At 44.6% G+C, this 25088-nt stretch carries 24 protein-coding genes and 1 tRNA gene; 12 read left to right on the plus strand and 13 right to left on the minus strand.

Translation table 11 applies throughout. The features are described 5' to 3' along the window. Positions 1-9: 9 nt before the first annotated feature. Positions 10-1311: an amidohydrolase family protein gene (locus tag LEP1GSC052_RS18820; protein ID WP_010572712.1), complete on the minus strand. Its 1302-nt coding sequence runs from the start codon at positions 1309-1311 to the stop codon at positions 10-12. Between the two features lie 156 nt (positions 1312-1467). Here LEP1GSC052_RS18820 and LEP1GSC052_RS18825 point away from each other — a divergent pair, with 156 nt between their 5' ends. After that, on the plus strand, positions 1468-2841 hold the full coding sequence (locus LEP1GSC052_RS18825) for an MATE family efflux transporter (RefSeq protein ID WP_010572711.1): 1374 nt from the start codon (positions 1468-1470) through the stop codon (positions 2839-2841). A gap of 117 nt (positions 2842-2958) precedes the next feature. Next, positions 2959-3981, plus strand: a complete 1023-nt coding sequence (gene gmd, locus LEP1GSC052_RS18830) for a GDP-mannose 4,6-dehydratase (RefSeq protein WP_040913715.1) — start codon at positions 2959-2961, stop codon at positions 3979-3981. A gap of 399 nt (positions 3982-4380) precedes the next feature. Here the strand turns inward: gmd and LEP1GSC052_RS18835 are convergent, their stop codons facing one another. The 4 genes from LEP1GSC052_RS18835 to LEP1GSC052_RS18850 all read right to left on the minus strand — a co-directional run bounded on the left by LEP1GSC052_RS18835 (position 4381) and on the right by LEP1GSC052_RS18850 (position 7282). Beyond that, positions 4381-5088 (minus strand): DNA-3-methyladenine glycosylase family protein, encoded by a 708-nt coding sequence (locus tag LEP1GSC052_RS18835; protein ID WP_010572708.1) that lies wholly within the window; start codon positions 5086-5088, stop codon positions 4381-4383. A 24-nt stretch (positions 5089-5112) separates the two neighbouring features. Further along, the gene (locus LEP1GSC052_RS18840) at positions 5113-6330 is read right to left on the minus strand and encodes a cyclic nucleotide-binding domain-containing protein (protein ID WP_010572707.1); all 1218 of its coding nucleotides are present in this window, start codon (positions 6328-6330) and stop codon (positions 5113-5115) included. Between the two features lie 85 nt (positions 6331-6415). After that, positions 6416-6907: a tetratricopeptide repeat protein gene (locus tag LEP1GSC052_RS18845; RefSeq protein ID WP_370739498.1), complete on the minus strand. Its 492-nt coding sequence runs from the start codon at positions 6905-6907 to the stop codon at positions 6416-6418. A gap of 90 nt (positions 6908-6997) precedes the next feature. Next, positions 6998-7282 carry an LIC10235 family protein gene (locus LEP1GSC052_RS18850; protein ID WP_010572705.1) on the minus strand — a complete coding sequence of 95 codons (285 nt, stop codon included), beginning with the start codon at positions 7280-7282 and terminating at the stop codon, positions 6998-7000. 385 nt (positions 7283-7667) lie between these two features. Here LEP1GSC052_RS18850 and LEP1GSC052_RS18855 point away from each other — a divergent pair, with 385 nt between their 5' ends. The 5 genes from LEP1GSC052_RS18855 (at position 7668) to LEP1GSC052_RS18875 (ending at position 11790) form a co-directional block, all read left to right on the plus strand. Next, positions 7668-8360 (plus strand): hypothetical protein, encoded by a 693-nt coding sequence (locus LEP1GSC052_RS18855; protein WP_010572704.1) that lies wholly within the window; start codon positions 7668-7670, stop codon positions 8358-8360. Between the two features lie 258 nt (positions 8361-8618). Next, on the plus strand, positions 8619-9197 hold the full coding sequence (locus LEP1GSC052_RS18860; RefSeq protein WP_010572703.1) for a tyrosine-type recombinase/integrase: 579 nt from the start codon (positions 8619-8621) through the stop codon (positions 9195-9197). A gap of 64 nt (positions 9198-9261) precedes the next feature. Further along, positions 9262-9597, plus strand: a complete 336-nt coding sequence (locus tag LEP1GSC052_RS18865) for an STAS domain-containing protein (RefSeq protein ID WP_003005878.1) — start codon at positions 9262-9264, stop codon at positions 9595-9597. Between the two features lie 34 nt (positions 9598-9631). Next, entirely contained in the window at positions 9632-11131 is a 1500-nt protein-coding gene (locus tag LEP1GSC052_RS18870; RefSeq protein ID WP_010572702.1) for an ArnT family glycosyltransferase, read from the plus strand. Beyond that, positions 11128-11790: an SGNH/GDSL hydrolase family protein gene (locus tag LEP1GSC052_RS18875; RefSeq protein WP_010572701.1), complete on the plus strand. Its 663-nt coding sequence runs from the start codon at positions 11128-11130 to the stop codon at positions 11788-11790. Before LEP1GSC052_RS18870 ends, LEP1GSC052_RS18875 begins: the two co-directional genes overlap by 4 nt. An 18-nt stretch (positions 11791-11808) precedes the next feature. On the opposite strand, the gene LEP1GSC052_RS18880 is transcribed toward LEP1GSC052_RS18875, so the two are convergent. Next, positions 11809-12888 carry an SMP-30/gluconolactonase/LRE family protein gene (locus LEP1GSC052_RS18880; RefSeq protein ID WP_010572700.1) on the minus strand — a complete coding sequence of 360 codons (1080 nt, stop codon included), beginning with the start codon at positions 12886-12888 and terminating at the stop codon, positions 11809-11811. A 136-nt stretch (positions 12889-13024) separates the two neighbouring features. Between LEP1GSC052_RS18880 and LEP1GSC052_RS18885 the strand changes: the two genes are divergently transcribed. Further along, positions 13025-13282 carry an LIMLP_16025 family protein gene (locus LEP1GSC052_RS18885; protein ID WP_010572699.1) on the plus strand — a complete coding sequence of 86 codons (258 nt, stop codon included), beginning with the start codon at positions 13025-13027 and terminating at the stop codon, positions 13280-13282. A gap of 5 nt (positions 13283-13287) precedes the next feature. Then, positions 13288-14067 carry a hypothetical protein gene (locus LEP1GSC052_RS18890; RefSeq protein ID WP_020986519.1) on the plus strand — a complete coding sequence of 260 codons (780 nt, stop codon included), beginning with the start codon at positions 13288-13290 and terminating at the stop codon, positions 14065-14067. Between the two features lie 105 nt (positions 14068-14172). Here LEP1GSC052_RS18890 and LEP1GSC052_RS18895 read toward each other — a convergent pair. Then, a tRNA-Pro gene (locus LEP1GSC052_RS18895) sits at positions 14173-14244 on the minus strand. 65 nt (positions 14245-14309) lie between these two features. Further along, positions 14310-14792, minus strand: coding sequence for a phosphohistidine phosphatase SixA (gene sixA, locus LEP1GSC052_RS18900; RefSeq protein ID WP_010572696.1), 483 nt, complete (start codon positions 14790-14792; stop codon positions 14310-14312). 218 nt (positions 14793-15010) lie between these two features. Between sixA and LEP1GSC052_RS18910 the strand changes: the two genes are divergently transcribed. From LEP1GSC052_RS18910 to LEP1GSC052_RS18920, 3 genes are all read left to right on the plus strand, one after another. After that, positions 15011-15925 carry an ABC transporter ATP-binding protein gene (locus LEP1GSC052_RS18910; protein WP_020985907.1) on the plus strand — a complete coding sequence of 305 codons (915 nt, stop codon included), beginning with the start codon at positions 15011-15013 and terminating at the stop codon, positions 15923-15925. Then, the gene (locus LEP1GSC052_RS18915; protein ID WP_010572694.1) at positions 15918-16742 is read left to right on the plus strand and encodes an ABC transporter permease; all 825 of its coding nucleotides are present in this window, start codon (positions 15918-15920) and stop codon (positions 16740-16742) included. The genes LEP1GSC052_RS18910 and LEP1GSC052_RS18915 overlap by 8 nt, the downstream gene beginning before the upstream one ends. Before the next feature lie 92 nt (positions 16743-16834). Beyond that, positions 16835-18355 carry an HDOD domain-containing protein gene (locus tag LEP1GSC052_RS18920; RefSeq protein WP_020986565.1) on the plus strand — a complete coding sequence of 507 codons (1521 nt, stop codon included), beginning with the start codon at positions 16835-16837 and terminating at the stop codon, positions 18353-18355. Between the two features lie 110 nt (positions 18356-18465). Here LEP1GSC052_RS18920 and rsmA read toward each other — a convergent pair whose 3' ends face one another. From rsmA to LEP1GSC052_RS18950, 5 genes are all read right to left on the minus strand, one after another. Then, complete coding sequence (gene rsmA, locus LEP1GSC052_RS18925) at positions 18466-19371, minus strand: 16S rRNA (adenine(1518)-N(6)/adenine(1519)-N(6))-dimethyltransferase RsmA (protein ID WP_010572693.1); 906 nt, start codon at positions 19369-19371, stop codon at positions 18466-18468. Continuing rightward, the gene (locus LEP1GSC052_RS18930) at positions 19334-21379 is read right to left on the minus strand and encodes a ComEC/Rec2 family competence protein (protein ID WP_020985627.1); all 2046 of its coding nucleotides are present in this window, start codon (positions 21377-21379) and stop codon (positions 19334-19336) included. Before LEP1GSC052_RS18930 ends, rsmA begins: the two co-directional genes overlap by 38 nt. A 297-nt stretch (positions 21380-21676) precedes the next feature. Beyond that, positions 21677-22645 carry a tryptophan--tRNA ligase gene (gene trpS / locus LEP1GSC052_RS18940; protein ID WP_010572689.1) on the minus strand — a complete coding sequence of 323 codons (969 nt, stop codon included), beginning with the start codon at positions 22643-22645 and terminating at the stop codon, positions 21677-21679. Beyond that, positions 22642-24471: a hypothetical protein gene (locus LEP1GSC052_RS18945; protein ID WP_010572688.1), complete on the minus strand. Its 1830-nt coding sequence runs from the start codon at positions 24469-24471 to the stop codon at positions 22642-22644. Before LEP1GSC052_RS18945 ends, trpS begins: the two co-directional genes overlap by 4 nt. 6 nt (positions 24472-24477) lie before the next feature. Further along, positions 24478-25071 (minus strand): LolA family protein, encoded by a 594-nt coding sequence (locus LEP1GSC052_RS18950; RefSeq protein ID WP_040913205.1) that lies wholly within the window; start codon positions 25069-25071, stop codon positions 24478-24480. Positions 25072-25088: the final 17 nt, after the last annotated feature.

Genomic DNA, 25088 nt, shown 5'->3' on the forward strand with positions numbered 1-25088 from the left:
AGTGCGAAATTAAGGAACCGATTTTCGTCCGCTTAGAATTTCCGAAGTGTATAAAAAAGAATTCTGTCTCACAGTTTCCAAGGTTTCCGCGTCGAGACCGATCTTTGCGGCCTTCGAATATTCTTCCTCGATCGTGGTTCCGAAAATTCCGGGATCGTCCGTGGAGATCGTGAACCTCATTCCGTTCTTTGCAAAACGGAGAATGGGATGTGATTCCGGATTTACCACCATTCCTATGTATTCGTTCGAACTCGGACAGGATTCGATGATCGCGGGCGTTTCTTTGATCTTGGACATACAATAATTCTGAAAGCCGATACATTCTTCCAAGAAAGAAGGGCCGGTTTCCAATATTACGTTTTCTTTATGTTTTAAGGAATCGATTTCATTTCCGATTCTTTCCAAGGAAGGAACCTCGAAGTAAGAATTCAATTCTTCCCTGCGATCGTAATACAATCGAAGTTGATCGAGTCTTTCGGATTTCGATTCGAGAATGTTTCCGTTTAATTTTTCGGCCGGATGAAGTCCGAGAGAAATCGCGTGACCGAGACGGTGCGCGCCCCATTCCGCGGATTCCAAAACCCAACGGCAAGCGGAAAGAATGGACTTGTCCTGAAAACTTTCCCCCACGTGATACAAAATCGCGAGCGCCGTTTCGCGTTGGGCTTTGTTGTCCTTGTTTACGAGTTCGAAAAATTCCTTTTTGTCCTTGGGAGGAAATCCCTCTTCTATATAACAAAAATCTAATCCAGTCAGATACTTGGCGATCAGGGGATTTTTTTCCATAAACCCTTTCAGGAGAGAATATTCCCGGAAGACGTCGCCTTCCCTGTGTAAGGAGATCGCGAGTTTTCCGATCGCTTTGCCCTTCGTGTTTTCCTCGGCGCGGGCGAGACCTTCGCAGGCGGCGAGAGTTTTGTCGTAAACTCCCTGATCGCTTTCCAAGGGAGAATACATCAATCTATATTCTCCGTAGGAAACTCCTTGCGAGAATTGATCCTCGACGATCCGTGTGGCGACTAACGCGATTTCTTCGGGATTGAATCTGGATAAGGCGATGATGAGATTGAACTTCGCTTGGAATTCCGGAAACGGTCCTCTGTGATTGAACTGATAGAGTTTTTTAAATTCTGCCGGGTCCTTATAGTCGTCGAAAAAAGTTTCCGTGGAAATTTTTTTACCGAAACACTGTTGATACGAGTTCGTAAAAATTTCCCAGCGAGGAGAAGGGTTGGATTTGCCCATCTCATAGAGAAATTCGGAAGTGATCGATCCGTAGAGGTGATTGTGAAGATCCGCGTAGAGTTTCATAGTTCTTGATCGAGTCCGAAATTCCGATTCAAGTTTGTACGCTTTGAAAGGGGAAGAACGAACTCACTTACAGAAAATAAGAAACGCTAACGTGGAAGAAAGTTTTTTTCGAAAAGGAATAGTTTTATTACTTCTTTTTAAAATATTGGAAGAACCGTGAGAACTCTACATCATTTAGCTCATACCTTTTACAGAAACATTCGTCCGAGTCTTTTGAATTCCAAGATCTTAAAACTCGCGGTGCCGGTCGTGTTCGGAATGCTTAGTCAAACCGTGGTTTGGGTGACCGATACGATGATGGTCGGAAGGCTCGGCAAAAATTCCATCGCCGCGATCGGAATCGGAGGAATCGCGCACTTCACCGTGCTTGCGTTTTTGATGGGATTCTCTATGGGGATTCAGGTAATCATCGCGAGAAGATTCGGAGAAAAGAACGATTCCGAAATCGGAAAGATCGGAATCACGACGTTTTATATCGTGATCGTATTCGGCAGTTTTTTATCTTTCGGCGGAGCCGCGATCAGCGATTGGTTGATGAATCTTCTCAACAAAGACGATCTCGTTCGCGATCTTTCGAGCAGTTATCTGTATTATCGTTTTCTCGGAACCGTATTCTTCTTTTTGCTTTTTACGACGAGAGCGTTTACGGACGGACTTGGAATCACGACCGCAGGTCTTGCGTCCATGATCATAACATGTTTTGCGAATATATTCTTAAACTGGGTTTTGATCTACGGAAATCTTGGTTTTGAAGCGATGGGAGTTACCGGAGCCGCGATCGCTTCTTCTTTGGCGGGAGCCGCGGGTCTGTTTGCGTTTCCGTTTTACTTTTATTCCAAACACCTGGGAAAATATTTTAAACATATCTCCTGGGGTTTTAGTTGGGAACATTTTCGGGAGATCTTAAAGGCAAGCACGACTCCGGCGCTCGCGGAACTGCTCAACAACATTTCCTTTATGATCTTTATCGAATTCGCGACGGTGGTCGGAACTACGGCCGTTGCGGTTACGAATATGTTGTTCAGCACGTTGAGTCTTTCTTTTTTACCGGGTTATGCATTCGGAATCGCGGCGACCACGATTTTAGGACAGGCGCTCGGAGCGGGTAAACCGAAGCTCGCGTATCACGGTGCGTTCCGATCGGCGTTTTTTGCCGCGTGTGTGATGGGAAGTATGGGGCTTCTATTCATCTTTTGGGGAAAGGAGATGTTGTCCTTTTATACGACCGATTCCGATCTGATCGAAGAAGCCTATTCTCCCTTGGTCATCTTGGGTGTGATTCAAATCATAGACGCGTATCATATGGTGATCGCTTGCGCTCTTCGAGGCGCGGGTCTTCAAGACTTCGTGTTCCGCGCTTATACGGCGGCTTCGTATCTTGTGTTTTTACCTTCCGCGTATTTTATGGGAATTTATTTGAAACTGGGTTCCACCGGGTTGTGGTCCGGGATCGTGGCTTGGGTGATCGTGCTCGCGACCGTGTTTCTCATTCGTTTCCGAAGAAAGGATTGGGTTCACAACGCGGTTTGAGCCTTGAGAATTCAGAGCCGATTCGCGCGTTGCAAACCGATCCGGCGCGCGTAAACGGGAGAATCTGCCTCTAAACTTTCTTGCCAGATGGGGTTTTTGGGTTTTCCTGGTCTGAAGATGAAAAAAGCGCTCATAACCGGGATCACCGGACAGGACGGATCCTATCTAACCGAATTCTTACTCGATAAGGGATACCAAGTCCATGGGATCGTTAGAAGATCCAGCATGTTCAATCGGGCGAGAATCGAACATCTTCGTGGGAACTCCAACCTCGTGCTTCATTACGGGGATCTAACCGATTCCAGTAACTTAAATCGAATTCTTGAAAAAGTAAATCCGGACGAAATCTACAATCTCGCGGCGCAATCCCACGTGGGAGTTTCCTTTGAAGTTCCGGAATATACCGCAGAAGCCGACGCGGTCGGGACTTTGAGAATCTTAGACGCAATCAAACAAATCGGAGTGAAAAGCCGTTTTTATCAGGCTTCCACATCCGAACTTTACGGAAAAGTGCAGGCGATTCCTCAAACGGAAACGACCCCGTTTTATCCGAGATCTCCTTATGCGGTCGCGAAGTTATACGCGTATTGGGCGGTCGTAAATTATAGAGAAGCGTTCGGAATTCACGCTTCCAACGGAATTCTATTCAACCACGAATCTCCTCGACGCGGGGAAGGATTCGTAACGAGAAAGATCACCATCGGAGTCGCCAATCTTCTCGCGAAAAAAGGCGGACCGATCCAACTCGGAAACATGGACGCTAAACGCGACTGGGGTTACGCTCCGGATTACGTGGAAATGATGTGGATGATGTTGCAACAACCGGACGCGGACGATTACGTGGTTGCGACCAACGAAACTCATACCGTGCGAGAGTTCGTCGAAAAATCCTTTGGGTTCACCGGGGTCGAAGTTCGTTGGGACGGAAAGGGCGATTCCGAAAAGGGATTCGACGCAAAGACCGGACAACTTCTCGTGGAAGTGAATCCTAAGTTTTACCGTCCGACCGAGGTCGACATTTTGATCGGAGATCCCGCAAAGGCGAAGAAAAAACTCGGATGGGAACCGAAGGTCAAGTTCGAAGAACTCGTCAAGATCATGACAAAAGCCGATTGTGAAGCGGTCGGGATTAAGTTTTAAGAATATTCCATTTTTTGAATTCGAAGGCCCGGCAAGCGGGCGATCCGCTTGCCGGGCCTTTTTCTATAAAAAGGCTCGCGATTGAAGTTGCGCCCCTAGGAAGCAACTGTGAGTTTCTTTTGGCTCCGATTCTCGCAGTTTCGATTCTCAAACACAAAATCTTTTGTTTTCCTGCTCGGGATTTCCGCTGCAAATGCTATCGAAGCGGAGTTGTGAGAGAGAATTTCGTAGTAGTTCCGACAACTTTATCGTAAAAACAAGGATCGCCCCCACCCGAGTTTGGGTGGCGGTGGCGGGCTTGTGGGAGCAAGTTGCACGAGTTCGGCTATATCAGAAAATACTGAATTTCGCAAATCCGTTTTTCTTCGCGATTTTGTGGGAACTCCTACAAATTGTAGTTCAACCCCATCCCTCGCCGCCGTCGACATCGGCCCAAAGATACCAGGAAAGAATCGTACGATACGGGGAATAATTCTTCAAAAATTGAATGATTTCTTTTTTGTTATCCTTGGAAATCCCGTAGTGTTTTTCTACGGACTTCCGTAAAATCAAATCGTTGATCGAAAAATGATCCCAACGATCCAACGCAAAGATCAAAACCATCTCCGCGGTCCAAGGGCCGACGCCCTTTAAAGAACAAAGAAGTTCCAAAACATTCAAATCTTCTAATTTACGAAGTTTAGAATCCGTGATCGCACGATCGTTATACGCTTCCGCGACACGTTTGATCGTTTCGGTTTTGGCCTGGGAAACTCCGATTTCTCTCATCTTAGAATTCGGAATTTCAAGAATCTGTTCGGGAGAAGGAATCTTTCTGCCGCCCGCAAGCGCGATCAATCTACGTTCAAAGGTAAGAGCGACCTTCGTCGAAAGTTGCTGACCCAAAACGGATTTGATCAAAACCTGATACGGAGAACCGATCGTCTGCAGTTTACAAGGCCCGACTCCGTCGATCAGCCGTTTCGTGATCGGATCTTTTTTGCGGAGCCAATCGGTCGCTTTTTTAAGAAGAATATCGCGCTCTTCCGGCTTTTTCGATTTTGCGGAAGCAGAAGACGATGAAACTTGGGAAGAATCGGATTTGGATTTGGAATCGGAAGAGGGCATCTCGATCGAAGAGCGCGTAACGCGTTATGCCCTTTTCTTGAGTTTGTTTTCCATCTGCGATTTTTTTCTGTAGATATGAACGAGTTTTTCCAATTCCACAAGATCGGTACAACTCAGTTTACCCTGATCGAGTTTGATCCATTTGTTTTTAGTCAAAAGATCCAAAACCAAATTCTCGTCCTTAGGATAAGAAAGACCGACCATTTTGATTAAGTCTTTCGTTCCGATTTCGAAGTTATACGAAACCTTAGGAGCGATTTTGATTCTATTCTTTTCAACAAGAGTCAATAACGTATCGGCGATTCTTCCTTGAGGATCGTTGATCATCAAGTTCGCGAGTTGTTTATAAGCGGTCCAAATCCTTTCCGAAAGAAGAGTGATCAAACGGGTCGCCAGCTGAGGTTGAGCCTTGACCATTCCTTCGAAGTTCGCTTTGTTGATCGCGAGAAGTTGAACGTTCCCCCAAGCGATCGCGGAAGCCGATCTCGGTTTGTTGTCGAGAAGCGCCATCTCGCCGAAGATGTCTCCATTCTGAAGAACGGCGAGTAACACCTCGTTCTTATCCACGATCTTTGTAATCTTTACTTTTCCGTTTTGAATGATATAAAGTTCGCGTCCGGGTTCGTGCTCGCAAAAGATCATCTCGTTGTCCGCATACATACGGTTGAACTTCGTAAGATCGATCGCGGGAGCCTGCATAGGCTGGTTCATCGTTTGCAGTTTCAGCTTGGCTTGGGTCGCAAACGGACCGTTCGGAAGATACTGAAGATATTTTTGAAACGCGTAAGCGGCGTGCGGACTATTCTTCTGATTGAAGTAATTCTCACCGATGTTGTAGAGTTCGTTCGGATCTTCTTCCACCGCGGAGCGGAAAGTCAAACGAGTGATCGTCTGGTCGAACTGACGGAGTTTCATGGAGAAGTAGCGGATGATTTTCATCGCTACTGGAGTATTTCTTTGAATGAGAGTTCCGAATTGATCGTAACTCACTTCGATCACAGAAACGTCGGTGAGTGCCACTGCGGATTCGATCTGAGCGTGTTGACTCATCGCCGCGACGACGCCAAAAAAGTCCCCCGGACCTTGAACCGAATTCGGATCTTCACCGACAACGGGGTTTTCGCGACCGATTTTAACCTTCCCTTCTCGAATAATAAAGAAGCTAGGAGAATCCTTTTTGCCCTCTACGATAATGTAGGAGCCCTTCTGGAAATTAACGATTTGGAAGATCCCTGTGGACATGCTGTTGTGTTAGTATTTTTTTTGAAAATCAGAGTTCAACTGTTTTCATTATCGGAATCCGGGAATCGAATCTCGAAAAAAAGCGCTACTTTTCTCCGCATTCCGACATTTCCGTCTTGGAACCGCTTAAAATCTCCCATTCCGAGAGTTCCAAAGAGGCTTTTTCGGCCAGTTCTCTGGAAAAGGATTGGGAACAGATCGACTTGAAAACGTCTCTCGCCTTACTTTCCTCTCCGATTTCAAGGTAGAGTTTACCGGCTTCGAAAAAGGCGTTCAAACCTTGGGAAGAATTCGGTTCCTGAGCGTACTGATGCAGATTGATTTCGAGGACTTTTTCCGGACGACCAAGTCTGGAATAGTTGTTCTTTAAAACCTGGTAGGCCTTGTTTTTGAACTTACTCGAAGGATAAAGAATCAGAAAACTTTTAATTTCTTCGATCGATTTATGGAATTTCCGATCCTTGAAGGCTTCTTCCGCGATTCTGAGGAGATTTTCCGCCTGAGTTTCCTGGAGGGGGCTCGCTTCCGAATGGAGGGAATCGGAAAAGGAGATCCAAGTTAAGAATGGGATCAGTATAAAAACGAAGAATCTTTGGGCCTGCAAGATAAACTCCCGAGGAAAACGGTTCCCTCTAAAGATTATCTGCAGGTTTTCCGAAAAGGTTGATTACTTTTTCTTATCGATTGTCTTGCGGTGGTGTTCGCAAAGCCTATAAAGTTTGCCGGAGGAAGGGTTCTTTTTGGAGACTTTCGTTCCGCATACGATACAAAGGCCGTTGTTTCTTCTTCTTTGATAGAGAAGTTGAACTCTTTCAGCGCCGGACAGATTATATTTACTAACCTGTATTCTGAATCCTTTATATAGATAATTCCCCACTGCTTCTAAGGATTGAGATTTAACACCTGTTACCAGGGACTCAAGATCGTCGTTCGAAATTTTTTTTGGTTTCATACAGGTATTTATGACGAAATCACCTAATTAAAATTACAGAAAAAAATTAACGTTGAATATTTTTTTCTATAAGCGCCAAAAAAAATGGAACATCTTTTTACCCCAAACAGCGATTAAAGGCCAATCATTTGAAATAATTTTTTTCCTAATTTTAAATAAGGCTAAACCGTTTTATCACCGATTGATACGATAAAAATCCGAATCATGATTGCCCGACCGCCGGTCGGTCCGTGAAACGTTAGCGGAATGAATGCGCGGACGCTACGACAAGAGTGAAATCGCGTTTCGCTAAAACGTCGAAAAACGGCTAAAAGCTTGCAAAAAACCGATGGATCTCCTAAAATTAATGAGTCTCTTTCGATAAAGAAATAAAGGAGGTTTTTCCATGAGAAATGAACGATTGTATTTAAACGAAACGGATCAGAACTCCTTCTCGAATCAAAAACAAGTTCCTAAGAATCAAAATATTGTATATAGGGCCTTTCACCCTATTCTTCTTTTTGCGATCTTAATTGCGTATACGGGTTGTAAGCCGACCGCCAAAGACCAGGTTCAAAAGATATTATCCGATCGCCGGGTTCCCGTTGAGGAAAAAATTCGCCAGACCTCCTTTTTACTGTTAGGGGATCGATTGAAGGAAATCGAAATCTCCCCCGGTGTTTCGCCTGACGGAACCACGACGGACGCGGTGCGAGTAACGTTATCCGTGGGCGGAAACTCCGCGCTAACCTTTCTCGGGCAGAAAGAATATAAGGAAAGAATGAAACTCGAAGTCGCATTATTGTCCTTTCGGCTTTTGCAGACCTTAAAGGAACTTCCGATCGAAAGTTTTCGAGTAAGCATCGTAAAACCGTATTATGTGAAGAATTCTCCCACGGAATCCATCGAAGAGTTCGAGGTATTTCGGGCCAAAATGGAAAAGAATTCCCTGATTCGGATCAAAGGTTTCGAGACGGTGGATTCTTTTGCCGCCGATTCCTACGATTCTCCAGAACCCGCCGTGTTGGACGTGATGGTACAAATCGTCCAATCTTGGAAGGTGGAACTGGACGAATTGAATCGGGTCGAAGTGAACTGAAACTTTCGAGGAAGAGTTTTCGGATTTTTAAATCCGATTGTTTTCGGGTCTTAAAATAGAATAAATTTTCATTTATAATTCGTAAAAGACGGAGTTCGGGCGATATTCCGTTTCGGGATAATTTATGTTTTTTGAATATTCTAAAAACATGTTTTAGAAATCGAAAATATCCCGGACTTCCGCGTTCTCGAAGCGATTTTTGTTTGCATTATTTTCGCGTTTAAGACAAATCAAACGGAATTGAAAAGGACGGTTGTTATGACCTTATACGAAACGAATTCCGATATATACGGAAATAAAAAAATTCTTACCAACCTCGAAATCAAACGGCTGATCGACGAATGCAGAAACAATCCGAATCATTACGTTTGGATCCGATTTCTGTTTCTCTTCGGATTAAAACAGGAAGAGCTGGTCGGAATTCGGGTCATCGACGTAAACATAAAGGAAAGAATATTACGAATTCGTGGATTTCAAAGAAGAAAGGATCGTCGTCTGGACATTCCGCTTTGTCTTTTGAAGGATTTTTACGGAGCGATTCAAGGAAGAATGCCCGAGGAATATTTATTTCCCGGAAGAAACGGAAGGCTTCATCCGAAAACGATTCAGAAACTTCTACAAAAATTGAAACGTAAGACGGGAATCGAAGTGAACGTTCCGAAAATCAGAGAGACAATCGCCGTTCGTATGGACGCGAACGGAAATTCAATCCGATTTATCTCCGAGTATCTCGGATTTAAAACAAGGCGCGCTACCTATAAGTTGATCGGGAAAAAATCGAAGTCCGAACCGGTAAAAATATTTTCTTTGGATGAAATTCTAGATATCGGAGCTTAAAAATGAGTTGTAAACGCGTTCTGAAACCTTAATTTAGTCCTAATTCTTTAAAAGGAAGCCATCTTTGGAAATTAAAACGAAAAAGATCGGTAAGCACACTCTGGTTGCGCTCAACGGTAGGCTGGATATCGGACATTCAGACGAAGTCGAAGCGAAGTTACTGGATGATGTTCAGTCCGGACAGGGCGATATCTTAATCAACCTGGAAAATATTTCTTACATTTCATCCTCTGGGATTCGTATCTTTGTCGGTATGGTCAGAGAGTTGGAAAAGCAGGGAAGAAAGTTGAAACTTTGTTGTATCACTCCTCCCGTAAAAAAAGTATTCGATGTGGTCGAACTCTTAGATCTGTTTGAAGTGTACGAAACAGAAAGTTCCGCTCTCGATTCGCTTACCTAAAATCCGGGGTTAATCCCGGATTCTCCTCGGGTCTATGTCCCGGAAACGATCCACTCTCATTCCGATCCAAGCGGTCCCCTGGACCCTCTTGGTTTTCATCATAGCCCTTTTCGTCTGGGCTCCTTTCAATCAAAGACTCGAGTTTCCGCCGGTTTGGCCGGACGAGGTTCTATTCTTTTCACCCGCCCAGGATTTTGCGGAGAATGGAACCTTAAGAACGCAGGTTCTCGAAGGTTTGATTCCCGGTATGGAAGAAACGACGTTATGGATGCCTCCCTTGTATTTTTTCACGGGCGGTTTCTGGATGAAATACGTTCTTCCGGGAATCGTAGGACTTCGGTTGTTTACGCTTGCGACCGCGGCGTTTTGTATATTCGTATTTTATGGAATTCTAAATCGAATCGGATTTTCTCCGCTTTCCTCTTTGTTTTCCTGTCTTCTTCTTTCCACCGATCTTTTGTATCTAAGAGTAGGGACGATGGGGAGAATGGAAGCTCTTTGTCTTTTGTTTGCGCTCGCGAGTCTGTTCTTTTTAATCCGAAGCGCTTTCGATGAAAACCCCGAGCCGGTCGGTAAAGTCGAATCGTTTGTATCGGGAATATTTCTCGGGCTTTCCTTTCTTTCGCATCCTTTCGGCGCGGTGTTCGGCGTTCCCGCTTTGTTTCTTTTGTGGAAAAGAAAATCCTTGTCGGCGCCTTTGTTTTGGATCGGAGGAACGATTCCGCTCGGAGTTTGGATCGTTTGGTTGTTTCCGAGATTCGATCTGTTTTTGTTTCAGTTCGGATTGCAGTTCGGAAGAAAGAAGGAATTGTTTTCCGTTTTTTCGATTTTGACCAAGATCAAAATTCTGATCGGAGGTTATGAAAATCCGGGAGTGAGAATTCTATTCTATATTTTTCTTTTGGCCGGAATCGGAATCAATCAAAGGTTGTTGAAGGAAAAGTTGGATCGGTTTTTGTTTCTTTTCGTTTGGATTTTCGGAACTCTTTTCTTTTTGTTTTTATCCACGGAATTCTATTACGTGATGTATCTTACGATCCCCTTATCCGCGTTAGGCGGAATTCTTTTGGAGGAGTCGGATCGGAAACGGGTGATCTACGTCGCGTCCGGACTTTTGTTCTGCAATTTGATCGTTTTGTTTTTGGCGTATCGGAAAGTGGGTTTTTTAAATCCTGAATTCGATCTCGGAAAGAAATTTTCGGAGGAGATCGCGGCGGAATTGAAGTATTCGAAAAAAGTTTATCTTCAGGCGATTCCCGATCCTTATTTTCATCTTAGAGAAATTTATCCGAATCAAAAAATCCTGGAATTCATTCCGGGAGAATTGCCGGTTCCGCACGAAATGTTCGTTTCCACTTTGGATTCGATCGATACTTTCGTTTTCAGCGAAGGAACCAAACGCAACGAAGCCGTGGAAGGTTATCTTAAGGAGAATTCATCCTCATTTTACAAACGGACCGTCGGCGTTTCCCCGTCGACTACGCGGAAGTTGGTGCGCGCTCAGGCGGAAATTTATCTTCGGAAGAAAAAATGAAATCCGCCCGATTTCAATCCGTTTTCGTATTTCAGAATATTCTACTTTTCTTATTCTTTTTCTGCGTAAACGGTTGCGTGGGAAAGGAACACGAACAACAGGGACTTTCCGCGTTGTTGCCCTTGATCGGTCCTCTTTTAAAAGTGGGGATCATAGGAGATTCTCTTTCCCAAAGATCGGACGGTTTCGGTCTCAGGGAAAAATTGGGTTCTCGTTTTACGGTTACGGATTATTCGGTTTCGGGTAGGGACGTTCCCGGTTGGACCCAGGCGATCGGAACCGCGTTTACGGAACAACAGGACGTTTTGATTTTGGAATTGGGGACCAACGACGTTTCCGGTTATCCCACGGATCAATTTCCGAATCACTATGAGAATCTTATCGGAACGATTCAGTCGAAAACAAACTCGGCGATTATAGTCACCATTCTCCCTCCGACGATCCAGCCGGGTTATCGGGCGAACATCTTTCAGATCAATCCGTATTTGAGAAGTTTAGGTTCCCGATATCCGACCGCGGATATGGAAACCGTTTTTTTGGAAATGGAAAAGACGATTCCCTTGTATCCGGTAACGGATCCGATTCATCCGAATCCGGTCGGATACGATTTGATGGGAACCGTCTACGCGGATACGATCCGAAAATTCTACGTTCGTTAAAAGAAATCGAGCCGTTTTCTATTTGCTTGAATTATTATATTCGCAATTTAGAATATAAGGATTGAACACCTGCGCGATATACAATCTTCCGTCGTAAGGGATCGCGGTGCTTCCCGCCGAAATCAAATCTCCCGAAGTCGCGAAAATTTCCTGAGAACTTCCGTCCGGTGAAATCCGATATACTTGAGTCGGCGCGGGATAATCCGCGTTTCGCACGTGTCTCAAAAATCGATATACGGAGGCGTGACCGACTACGAAAATTCTCCCTTGGGAATCCAACTCAAGATTGTCCGGACCGGAACTAAGAAGGATCGACTTCGGTTCTCCGAGCACGGGTTTTCCTTGTTCTCTTGTGATCGGAAATTGAAACACGGTTTTGTCGGAGAAACCGGATCGATATAAGAGTTCCTTTCCCTGAGAATCTTTTGTGTAGAGAATTCCGTTTCCGAACGAAAGAGGGTTTCCGAGGTTCGACCAGGTTTTTCCGTCGTAGTAGGAAATTTCCGCGCGTTTGAATCCGAACAGATCGTCCCAGAGATACCGAACGATTCCTCCGGCTCCGTGGTCGTTGGAAAGATAGATTTCGTTTTCGGATACTACGAAGAGATCGTTCGGGCTTGTGACGAGCGGGTCTGTAAGAGTTCCCACATGGGACCAATCTTTTCCTTTGCGTTCGAAGATTTCGATCGTGTGGACTTCGTAGATTTTCGGATGGGAGATTACGTACAGCCTGTAGACGTCTTTCGTTTTGAGAAGACTGATTCCGTGTGGTCGGAAGTCCGGCGGATATTTCAAAGAAATTTCCTTGGGCGTAGCCGCGGGATTTTTCAGATCGATCGTAAAGATCTTTCCGGTTTGATCCTTGATTCTTCGTTCGTGGCTTGAGACATAAAGAATCTTTTCTTCGGAATCGATGGCCAAGTCTTCCGGACCGGGAAGTCCTTCGATCTTCGTGCAAGCCGCGCCGGAAGGACCGACGGCCTTGATTTCCGCCCCGCAATTCCAGAGGTTTAGGGTTAAGAGGAGAATGGTTCCCAGGTAGAAACCGAAGGAGTTCCTACATTCTCGGTTTTGTTTCAGCAAATTGGGTAGTTTCATATCTTTGTACGGTCTCCGAACTTTCGGGAAAACGGAAACCCGGGCAAGGAAAAAAAGGAAAAAAGTGTTTGCTATTTTTATGCACTGCACAAAAATAGCAATAGAGATCCTCGAAAGCAAATTGAGGGGTTACTGTATGGAAAACAAAAAATTAAACGACATAATCAATGCAGGAATCGGGGCCGTTCAGACTTCCCGTGAGATTTTTGATAAACTCGTGGATGATTTGAACGAAGGCAAAGAAAAGATCGAAGAAAGATTCGATCAACTCAAAGCCCAGGGCGAGAAGGACATGAGCGACAACGCCCTTAAACTGAAAGTCAACTTAGCTTGGGGATTGGTTCGGTTCGAAGAGATCCGGGACAATATCCTCAATCATTTTATTAAGAAATAAGGTTCTTGCTCAAAGGAAGAATTCTATTTCTTACTCTCTGGATTTTAATTTCCGCCGGAGAGATTCGATCCAAGGAAATTACACTATTCTCACACTTCACTGACCCCTCTCCTCGAATTTCCGGGGAGGGGGATCTTCTCAAAGAAAATTTCACACCTGCATCCACTCTCAAATATTGGATCACCTTATTCTTACTCGAAAAGAATTTAGTCGCGCCGGGTTTTCAAAAAAGAAGTTTCGAAGCGCATATCCCCGATTCTCCCCGCGATTTGAATCTGAGAGAAGCCATGTTTTATTCCTCCAATTCTTTTTTTCTTTCGTTTTTCGAAGAAGAGCCGAATCGATACGAAGAATTCGAAGACTTTCTGATTCGCATCGGATACGTTTCCGAAACATTCAAAAAACATTATTTAGATAAAAAGAATATTTATTTTTCGAAAGCGGTTCAAAGAACTCCCGAACGACAACATAACTTTATGGTGGAATTTCTAAAGGACGAGGGAAAATCCAAAGGAATCGATCGAAAGAATTTTCAACGTTGGAAAGAATCCGCGTTCTGGTCCGAATGTGATTCTGAAAATTCAATCGTCTACGGAAAGACCGGTTCTCTTTCGGGTGCGTTTTGGTTTTTGGGATTTTTAGAAAAGAAACAAAATCTTTGGGAACGTTGGGTTCTAAATTCTCCGAAGGAATATACGGTGATTACGGTTTTACAAACGGGGCAGGGCGCTTCGAGAGAAGGCGCGATCGATTCTTTTTATAAAACCGCTCGTTGTAAACGATGAAATTCGTTTCCAAAGGTTCGCACGGTTTGCGGATCGAAAGTTTTGTAAATCGTTTGTGTGGATCGGATCGGAAAGAACGGCGGGACTTTTAACATAGAAAGAATCTCGGAGTGACTGGATTCGAACCAGCGACCCCTTCCCCCCCAGAGAAGTGCGCTACCACTGCGCTACACCCCGATTCTTACTAACTACAGTAAGAATTTACGAAAAGGCTCTTCTGTAAACTTAAAAATGAAAAGGACTTAGCAGAGAAAATCGGGACAGATAAACCAGATGATTTGACCGTCCAAAAATTTTTCTCGAGGAACGTTGACGGCCAGAGCGGAACCCGGTGAAAAAAGAAAACTCTTTCCGACTCCGCCGATTCCCAAAAGTTTTTCGGCAAAGATGGAAACGTCCGGGCTATGACCGACCAACAGGATCGTATCCGAGTTGGAATATTCTCGGATCATCGGACAAACTCGGGACATGTCCTGACCGGCTTCGAGATAATCCAAGGATTCGGTTTCCTGTTCGGGTTTTAGAATGTCCGTATAAATTTTTGCGGTTTGTTTGGTTCTTTCGTAAGGACTGTGATAGATCTTGGAAATTTTGAAACCGGTCTTGAGAAAATTAGCCATCTTCCGTACGTCGGTTTCTCCCTTTGCGGTGAGCAATCTCGAACGATCGGTTCCGTCCGGAGAAGTCGTTTCAGCTTCCCCATGTCTAGCAATAATAATCTTCATGTTTCCAGAGGATTGACAGGGAATGGTTCCCGAAAATCATTGATCCTTCTCAAGTGGAACCTTCGTTTGCAAAAAAGGTCCAACGTTGTCATGGCTTCTTACGAAACTTAGTTTTCTTTGATATAAGTTTCGCTTTGCAGTTCCGTATCCCTTAACGGAGGATATGGATTCCGCCTTCGCGCGGTTTAAGAAAAGGCTCTGATTCCAAGGAAAAGTGCATGTCCGAATTTGCAATTGAAATCGATTCGATTCAAAAAAAATACAAAGAACAAAACGCTCTCAAAGGTATCTCCTTTCGAGTCCGCCAAGGTTCGGTTTTCGGTCTTCTCGGCCCGAACGGAGCCGGAAAAACGAGTTTGGTTCGAATCCTCATGGGATTTTCCAAACAATCCGAAGGAAGCTTTCGTTTATTTGGACTTCCGTTTTCCTCTCACTTGCGGAAAAGAATCGGTTATCTTCCCGAAAAAGTTTCCATTCCCGGATTTTTAACCGGGGAAGAATTTTTAACCTTCAGCGGAAAGTTAGCCGGAATCAAGGCCGCTTCGATCCGCGAAAAGTCTAAGGACCTTTTGGAAAAAACGGGAATCGCCGACGCGGCCGGTAAAAAAGTTTCCGGTTATTCCAAAGGAATGTTACAAAGACTCGGACTCGCATCCGCGTTGATCGGAGATCCCGAACTTTTGATTTTGGACGAGCCCGGTTCCGGCCTGGATCCGAAAGGTTATATCGATTTTCGGGAAACCCTCGTCCAGGAAAACAAATCCAAGGGCACAACCGTATTATTGAATTCTCATAGACTTTTGGAAGTCGAAAAGGTCTGTCACGAAATCGGAATTCTCAACTTGGGAAGTCTCGCGGCGATCGGACCTTTGGAATCCTTGAAAGAAGGGAAGAATCGAATTCTCGTGAAAGTCGAATCGATGAGTTCCGAATTGGATTCTTATATTCGCAAAATCTCATCCGAACAAAAGATCGTGGAAAATCAGATCGAGTTTCTTCCCGCAAACGGAATCGATCTCAGAAAAATTCCCGCGGAACTCGTGGACTTAGGAGCCAATATCTTGAAATACGAAAGAACCACCGAATCTCTCGAAGAGGTTTTTCTGAGAGTCACCGGAGGAAACCATGAATAATTTTTCCTGGGTTCGCGATCAGATTCCGAAAGTTTTTTCGATTTCGTTTTTGACTCTGAGGGAAACACTTCGAAAAAGAATCGTATATTTCATTTTTATAATATCCGCTTTGTTTCTCTTTTTGAATTTTACGTGTCAGCTTCAGATCGGCGGACAGGATCAATCCGGAAATCCCGATTTTCAAATCTACGTCGTGTTTTTGTTTTTCGCGTTTTGGAATACGGTTCTCGCCCTGTTTCTTCCCGTTTCTCTTTTGGGAGAAGAACTGGAAAACAAAACATACATTCCGATTCTTTCCAGACCCGTTTCACCTCTGACATACATTGGCGGAAAATCCTTAGGTGTGCTTTTACTCATCTTTGCGAACGCCGTTTTTTTGATCGGAACCTATCTCGTAAAACAGCAGATCGGCGGAGGAAACTTTTCCTGGGATCTTTTAAAGGCTTGTCTTACAATGTTTTTCGTTTTTTACTTTCTGATTCTTTTCGGGTTCGTTCTCGTTTTGAGTTTCGGTAAGAACGCGGCGTTTTTCGGAGGACTGGCGCTTTTGGTGTTCTCCACGTTTTTGGATCTGTTCATCTACGAATCGGCCGCCGCGAGTATCGTGCAAACCTCGGATCTGAAAAAACAGATTCTCGAGGTCGTTTATTGGATTCTTCCCCAAGAAGGAACGATCTTCTTTTTCTCGAGTTCTCTTCTTGCAAAAAGTCTTTCCCAGGTCCATTATTACGGAGAATATTCTCTGATCCAAATCGGAGTCTGGGTCGTTCTCTGTTTCGGCTTAGTAAAAGTTGTTCTGGACAGGAAAGAACTCTAAACTTAAAGTACCGGTTGACAAAACTTTAAAGAGTCATAATTCTACCTTGGGTCGACGTTCAAAGGACCCGGGCAGAATTTGGAAATCGGCAAATGAAGATTCAGTGGTTTCACTATGAAAAGGAGGGTTACTTTCTCTCCGTCAAAAACGTCAACGAGCCGATCGAATCTCTCAATCCTCTCTATTTAAGAATCACTCATCTCAATCGTAACATCGATAAGATCATCAGCTTTCTTCTGGATCGTTATCTTCAATATCTGGATATCACTCCTCTGCGGGAATGTATCTTTTCCATTCTTCGCGAAACCGTTATGAACGCGGTTAAAGCCAATCAAAAGAGGGTCGTTTTTAAGGAATCGGGTTTGGACATCAACGATCCGGGCCAATACGCGACCGGAATGGAAAAGTTCAAAGAGGAACTGATCGCCAATAAGGATCTTTATACGGATCTTCTCGAAAAAAACGGTCTTCACGTTTTGATCACCTTCGGTTTTAATCAGAATAGTTTTCTTTTGAAGGTCGCGAACAACGTAAGCATTCTTCCCGAAGAGGATCAAAGAGTTCAGGAAAGAATTTCGAAAGCGCACACATACAACGATCTTTCCGAAATTTTCGAAAATCACGGAGACGAATCCGAAGGCGCAGGACTCGGACTTGCGATGTCCTTGTTGATGTTGAAAAACGAGGGAATCGAAGGGGATTCGTATCGGATCAAATCCGAGGAAGGAGTCACTTCGGCTTATATCAAAATTCCTTTCGGTTTTAAAAAGAGAAACGTCAATCTTCAAAAGACGGGGGAGATATTGTCCGAAGTGGACACGTTACCCACGTTTCCCGATAACGTGAATCAGATTATGAGTCTGATCAACAAACCGGATTCTTCGATTCAGAATATCACCGAACTCGTTGGAAGAGACGTATCACTTTCTACGAATATTCTAAAACTTGCAAATTCGGCTTCGTTTTCCCAAAGAACGAGGGTGGAAAGTCTGGAGGACGCGATCAAGGTGATCGGTCTTTCGGAATTGAACAGCATTCTTTTGAGTTTGGGAACGAAAAAAATTCTCGAGGAAAAATACAAGGAATTCGAAGCGATCTGGGAACGATCCAGTCTTTCGGCTTTTATCTGCAGACGTCTCGGGGAAAGAATGGGTTGGAAAAAACAAACCATCACCGTTCTCGTCTGCGCGGCTTTGTTGCACGACGTGGGTCGAGTCATTTTGATCTCGCTCGAACCGGAGATTTCCGGAAAAATTTCCGAGATATTGGGGAACCGTTCGTTTCCTTCTCCTTTGACCTTGGAGGAAGCCGCATTAGGAATTTCTCATACTACCTTAGGCGCGATGATCTGCGAGAAATGGAATTTTTCGGATACGATCCGCGTTTCCGCGGAAATGCACCACAGACCTCTTTTGGTGAAGAAGGAATTTCAAGACTCGGTTTTTTCGATCTATCTTTCGGATATGATCATCGATATTTCCCAAGGACTCGCCGATTTTACTCTCATTCAATCCACGGTATTACAGTATTTCGGTTTTAAAAAAGAAGGAGAGTTCTCCGAATTTATGGAGAATACGCTTCAAGAATATAAGGATTTTAACAAAAAGTCCTAAGCGGTGCGGTACGCGCGGCGCTCTTCTATTTCGAAGACATTCGGTAAAAACCGCAATTGACCGTTCAACCGATCTAAACGATTCAAAACTTCGTTTCTCAAAAACGAAATTCAAATCACATTCAAAATTTTTGATATATAATTCGAAAGAAACTTTGCGGCTCCGTGAAAGTCGCCGGGGTTCAATTCTTCCGGTCTTTTGTCCAAATCGATTTTCGCCTCGTCCAAGGCTTTGAAACATTCTTCCCGAAACTTTTCTTCCGAAAAATTTTCGGAGGAACGGACTTCCAAAGGAAGGGAAGCGATCGGCGCGTCCCGAAAAGACGAAGTCAATTTTTTTCTTTTTCCCCAGAACGCGGTTCTACAAAGACATTCGAGCGCGAGGAAACCGAACTCGTTTTCAAAAACGGGCGCGGCTTTGTATTCTAAGATGGAGGAATCTACGTTCGGTCTCGGATAAAACGCTCCGGCTTTCACATCCTTTTTTAAACTCCAACTTCCGTACGCGGAAAGATAAAATTGGATCGAAGAAGGTTCGTTTGAAATTCTTTTTGCGAATTCTTTTTGAACGAGAAAGGCCGCGCCTTTCAATCCTTTGAGATTTTTAACGGCGCTTAACGTAAGTTCGGAGGAGATGTAATAGGGAAGATTTCCGAAAAGATAAACCGATTGGTTTGCGTATTCGGAAAGAAAATTCAAAGCGTCTCCTTCCTTCAATTCGAACTCGGGAAGATATTCGCGAAGCCAATTCGCGTAAACGGGATCGATCTCGAACAAGGTAACCGGTTTTTGAAATTCGAGTAAGCCGTGCGAGATGGCGCCGAGCCCCGGGCCGATTTCCAAAATACGATCGATCTTGGAAACAAGGTCGGAACTCAGACAAGAAAGAATGGATTGGATCGCGTTCGGATCGATTAAAAAATTCTGCCCCCATTTCTTCAAAGGCGCGGAGGATTTCGACTCCAGAAATTTCCGGATCTCAGTGATTTTCCGAAACGGGTATTCTCTGGAGCTCATCTTTTTCCAGAAACACCCAACTCTCCGAAAGCCCAAGCAGTTTTCGGTTTCGATTCCAGACTTCCGAGTCGTCTTTGCTTCCGAAAGGATGTTCCAAAAGAATCCAACCGCTTCCGCTTTTTGTTCTTCGAGCTAATTCCGTAAGGGAATCCTTTTTCGTATGAAAGAATACGATTTTGGAATCGACGGAACCCGTGCCGTTCTTCGTTTGGGAAAGGGAAATTTCCCGGATCGGCGGAGATTGCAAAAGTTTGAATTCGCTCGCGCGGCTCCAAAGGTCTAAATCCCTGCCGGAATACAAAAGTTCGGTTTGGGGGCGTTCCTTCAAACAACGAAAGGCCCAGGTCAGACAGGATTCGTCTTCCACGAAAATTTTTTCGAGGGGGCGGTCGTCGCGGTGTTCGCAATAATTTTTTTGCGAGGTTCGAAACGCGTTCGAGATCGCCTTGAATCCGTATTTGCACTTTCCGGAAAAGATCAAAGAATCTCCGTTGCGTAAGATAAAAAAGAATCGGTTGTTTACGATTCGATTCTCCCTCGGAAACCAATCGGGAGAATGGTACAAAAGAATATGAATTCCGCAAACGGATAGAAAAAACAAACCGATCAGAATCGGATAAAGATTTTTGATCCTTCGTTTTTTCGGCCTTGGGAAAGAATATTCTAAATTTCGAATGTTTTTTAGGACATTGTGTTTGTGTTCGTCGAGGTCGGAGGGAGGATCGGTTCCCGCTTTCGCGTCGACGCCTGAAACGGAGGACCCGGAAAAAAATTTTTCCAAAAGATACGCGAAGAACAGGGTTTCAAAACAAAGAAGAATCCATCCGATCATTCCGATCCAAACCGCTTCTCCCATTTCTTTGTAAAATCCGAGAGGCTTGGAAAGTGTTTCGGATAAATAGATCAGAATTTGAATCAAGAATTCCGTAACGGACCAAAACGGTCCCGTGATCGCGGTCAGTTTTGTTTCTTCCAAAAGCAAGGAAAGATAAAGGATCGGCAATAGAATTCCGGCGAGCGGAACCACAATCAGATTGAGAAGAATCGATCCGAAACTGAAAGATCCGAACGCGAAGAGCAACACAGGCATCGTTCCGAGTCCTGCCGCAAATGAAATCGATAGATTCTCCTTAAAAAAGGAAGTCAAAAAATTCTCGTCAGAAAGAAATTTACAAACGACTTGAATCGGATAAGAAAAAAGGAATATTCCCGCGACCGCTCCGAAGGAAAGACAAAAAGATACGCTGTAAAATCGGGAAGGATCGGAGATCCATAATATCCACGCGGAACAAAGTAGAAGATCGATCGCGCGAAGTTTTCGAAAGAACAATCCCTGCGCGAGTAATATTCCGGCGAAGATCCAGGCCCTTGCCAGAGATACCGGATAACCGAGCGCGGATAAATAGAGAAAGCCCGTGAGAAGCGGAAAAATTCTCGGGAAGTTGTGACCGAGACTCGGGATCCAGGAAAGAATTCTAAACTGAACTCCCATTAAAATTCCGAGATGGAGGCCCGATGCCGCGAACAAATGGAGAATTCCTCCTTCTTTGGCCTTCGTTTTAAATTCTTTGGAAAGCTGTTTGGCTTCTCCGAAGATCAATCCCAGCGCGATTCGATTGGAATTTTTTTCGAGGTCCGCGCCCTTGAGATCGAGTAAAATTCTTTCCCGAAATCTTTCTTGGAAAATTTTTTCCGGTTGTCCGAATAGATTTTTCTTCTGCGCGGGCGCGAAGTTGTTTTTCGAAGGACGTTCGACCGAGAATCGTTCCGGATAAAAAGATATCGCCGCAGCAAAAAAGAATATTCCAAATATAATATATTCTATTTTTTGAATTCGTTTTTTGATAAATGCTCCGGTCGAAAGGATCGAAAGCGCGAGGATGAAAATTCCGATCCAGAGTAGCGCGGTTCCCGGAAATAGGAGATCGCATACGATTCCCGTTAAGGTTCCTAAGGAAAATCGGGAGAATGTGGAGCAGGGGAGCCAATTTCGGATATGTTTTTCCATATCCTTTACGGTTCCGCGCCGGTTCGTTGCGGAGTCGGGGATTTGGTCGGAAGTCCGGCGCGCGGATTTGGTTCGGTCTTCGGAAGAATGTAGGAACTACTACGCGTTTCGCGAGGTTCTACTTTTATCCGCGAGGGCAAACGTCGACCCCGGTGGATACTTTGTAGTTTCCACGAGTGTAGGAACTACCACATTCTCCCGAAAAAACGAAACGATCTTAAAAGATACGAAGCGATTGGAAGGAACGATTCGCGCAACGAAAACAAAACGGAAACAAAAACGATTCCGCGTTGAAAACTAAAATCGATACATCCCCAATTCTTTACGAACTCGGTCCAAAACTTCAGTGATCGTTTTCTGCGCCTTTTCCTTTCCCTTTTTCAACGCGTCTTCCACAAAGGTTTTATCGGCTCCGATTCTCTCGCGTTCTTTTCGATACGGCGCAAAATAATCCAGAGTATCCTGCAGAAGTTGTTTTTTAAGATCACCGTAACCGGTTCCAGGAGTTAAGAATTTTTGTTTGAGGGATTCTTTTTCCTGCGCGTTTAAAAACAAAGAATGAATCGCAAATATATGACTTTGAGAAGGGTCCTTCGCTTCGTCCACACCGGCGGAATCGGTCATGATGGACATTATGGATTTCTTAAGTTCTTTTTCTGAATCGAAAAAGTTGATCGTGTTGCCGTAAGACTTGGACATCTTCTGGCCGTCGGTTCCGGGAACAAGCGCGGTCGCTTCGTCGATTTCCGGTTCGGGAATCTTAAAGACCGGACCGACTTCCCGATTGAAAGCCGCGGCGATATCTCTCGCATATTCCAAATGTTGTTTTTGATCCTTACCGACCGGAACACGATCTCCGTCAAATCCGAGAATATCCGCGGCCATCAAAACCGGATAAAAGAAGAGCCCGCCTCTCGGATGAAAACCTTTTGCGACCTTGTCCTTAAAAGAATGCGCGAGTTCCAATTGATTCACGCTGATCGAATGACTGAGATACCAAGTCAGTTCGGTGACTTCGGGAACCGAAGATTGAAGCCAAAACGTACAACGGTTCGGATTGATGCCGAGCGCTAAAAAATCGCAAACCGCGTTGAAGGTATTCTCCCTTTGTTTTTCTTTTGAGGAGAATGTGGTCAAAGAATGCAGATCCGCGACGAAACAGAATAAGTCCGTCGTTTCCTGATATTCTTTGAGTTTTCGAATGACTGAGAAGAAATTTCCTAAGTGAAGTTTACCGGAGGGCTGGACTCCTGTGAGAATCCTCATGCTTCCTCCGATCTCGTTGTTTCGTATGGTTTACCGGCAAGTCTTTCGTATTCTTTCATCAATGAACCGAGTTCCGTATCTATTTTTTTGTGTAAGGTCAGTTTGGTGATCGTGGATTTATCTTTGTAAATCACGGCGTAGTTATAAAGCAATTTGGCCATTTCCAAAAAGACGAAGTCGAGGGTTTTTCCGTTCAGACGATTTCCCGATACGACGGTGGAATCGCAGTATGGAATAAATCTATGAAGAATTTTGATTTCTTCGATCACCTTTTCTTTCGAAACCAAAACGCGTTCGTTCAACTTACCCGTCGATTCGTATTGTTTCGCGAGAAGGTGGTTTTCCACGATTATGTTGATCTTCTCCGCGAATTTTCCCATAAACCCCGCGGCGTCTCCGAGCAACTTCAAAAGATTCTGAGTGATCTGATCTTCCACGCCGGTTGTGGACGTCGTATGTTCGTTGTAAGTCGCAAAGCTGTATTGAAAGCTCGGATACTTTTTGTTAAACGCATCCAAAAGACGGAGCAAGTTGTTGATCTGTTCGATGTCGCCCTTGAAAAGACCGGGCAACATGATGATTACGTCGCGGCTTTGATTTTTCGTTCCGACTTTGACGGTTCCTTCGAGGATCGGAGCGTAAGACGCTTGGAAATCTCGGAGCAAAAGATACATCAACTTGTGAGGAGTTCCTTTAAACGAGGACTTGATCGATGCCGATTGCATGTTTTCGGGAACGTGATTCTCGAAGTAATCGTCGACGATGAGATTGAGGAAGTCGAAGTTCATTCTTCCCTTGTCGTCGATTCTAAAATATCTTTCCCGTAGGCTCTGCAATTCTTCCTTGCGGTTCAATCTCGTTTGAATGTCGTCCGCAAGACGGATCAAAGTCGTTTCCACTTCCTTGATGATATCGGAAGAACCTTGGAACTTGGTTTCGTTGATCGGAGGAACGTTGAGTTGTTGGACGATTTCTTCCCAAGTGATCATTCGTTTTGTGGCGACGATATGAAAGGCTCGGATCGCGTCCGACATTCTCGGCCTTCCGTTTTCCAAGTTGAGACCGTAGGAAAGACCGGCCATGATCTGAGGCATTCTCGGAACGAGTTTTTCGTCCTTGCGAATCAGTTCCGGAACCTGAGTCATGATGATGTCCTTGGAATCTTCCCGGCTCAAATGTCTTGCATAATAAAGTTCTAATTTAGTCGCGCGGTTCAAAAAGATTTCCGGAGAAATCTGATCGATGAACAAGCTATCCAAGGAAATGATGCTGTTGAGTAGTTTATTAAAGTTTAATACTACGTTATAAACGAGAGGCTTCCAATATCTCCAACCCTGTTGTTCGCAAAATCGAAGCGCCTGAATCGTAGCGATGATCTGATCTTCTTTCAGAAATTTGAATAGGTTTTGAACTCCGGGAGCGATCTGAAGTTTTCTTCCCAAAAAGCCAACATCAATCGTTCCAGAGTCTTTTGCGAACTTATTGATCGCGGGATTTCCGCCGAAGAGGTTCGCTAAAAATCCGATTCCCGCTCCGCCTCCGGAATTCGTTTCGGTTCTGCGGGCCGGTTTGGCGGCGGTTTTAGAAGCGCCCGCGGATTTGTCGGATTGTCTTTTTGATTTTTCCTCGTCTTCGGACTTTTTGTTTTCGTCTTGTCTTTTCTTTTCGAACTCTTCATCGACCTTCTTCATCAAATCGATTCGGATAAAGATATCGTTCGATTTTTGAATGACTTCGTCGATCTGCTCCTGATGTTCGGGGCTTCTCTGTTTTCGATAGAGATCCGCAAATATCTTATGGGCGTCGGTCCTTGAGTTCAGAGACAAGAGAATTTATTCCTTTTCGTTCAGAGGATTTTCTACGATCTGCGCGCTGGATGGAGCGCTGAAGTTGAACAAGGATGCCGCAAGTCCCACGTTCGTTTGCACGCCGGAGAAACTGATTGAAGTATATTCTCCGGTTCCTCTGTGTTTCATTCTTAACGATTTTGGAGTGTTGTCGGAATTCATAGTCACTACGATTTCTTCGTATGTTTTAGTCGCCGATTTGAGTCGGATCGATCCTCCGACTTGAGTGACTTCTTCGTAGCCGCTTAACAACCCGAAGACCCCGCCCGTACTTCCGCGCAGATCCTGTTTGCCTACGATCGCTCTTGCTGGAGAATAAAACCAAAGAAATCTTCCGTTGGAAGATACAACTCTGCCGTCTGAGAATTTGACGTGTAAATAGTTAGGTTTCTTAAAGGAAAGTGTTCCGGAAATTTCGTTATTGATCGTAACGCTCGCTCTCAATGAGTTGATTTCTCCCATTCTTCCTAAGAGAGCGTTCAGTCTGTCTCGTCCAGGATCCCCTGAAACAGAAATGCCGCAGACCATGATCAGTCCTGCGGCACCTGGGAGGATTCTCCTGATTTTCAAAAATGCCATAGTTTCAAACTATGGGC

It is taken from the genome of Leptospira kmetyi serovar Malaysia str. Bejo-Iso9 (assembly GCF_000243735.2).
Lineage (GTDB): Bacteria > Spirochaetota > Leptospiria > Leptospirales > Leptospiraceae > Leptospira > Leptospira kmetyi.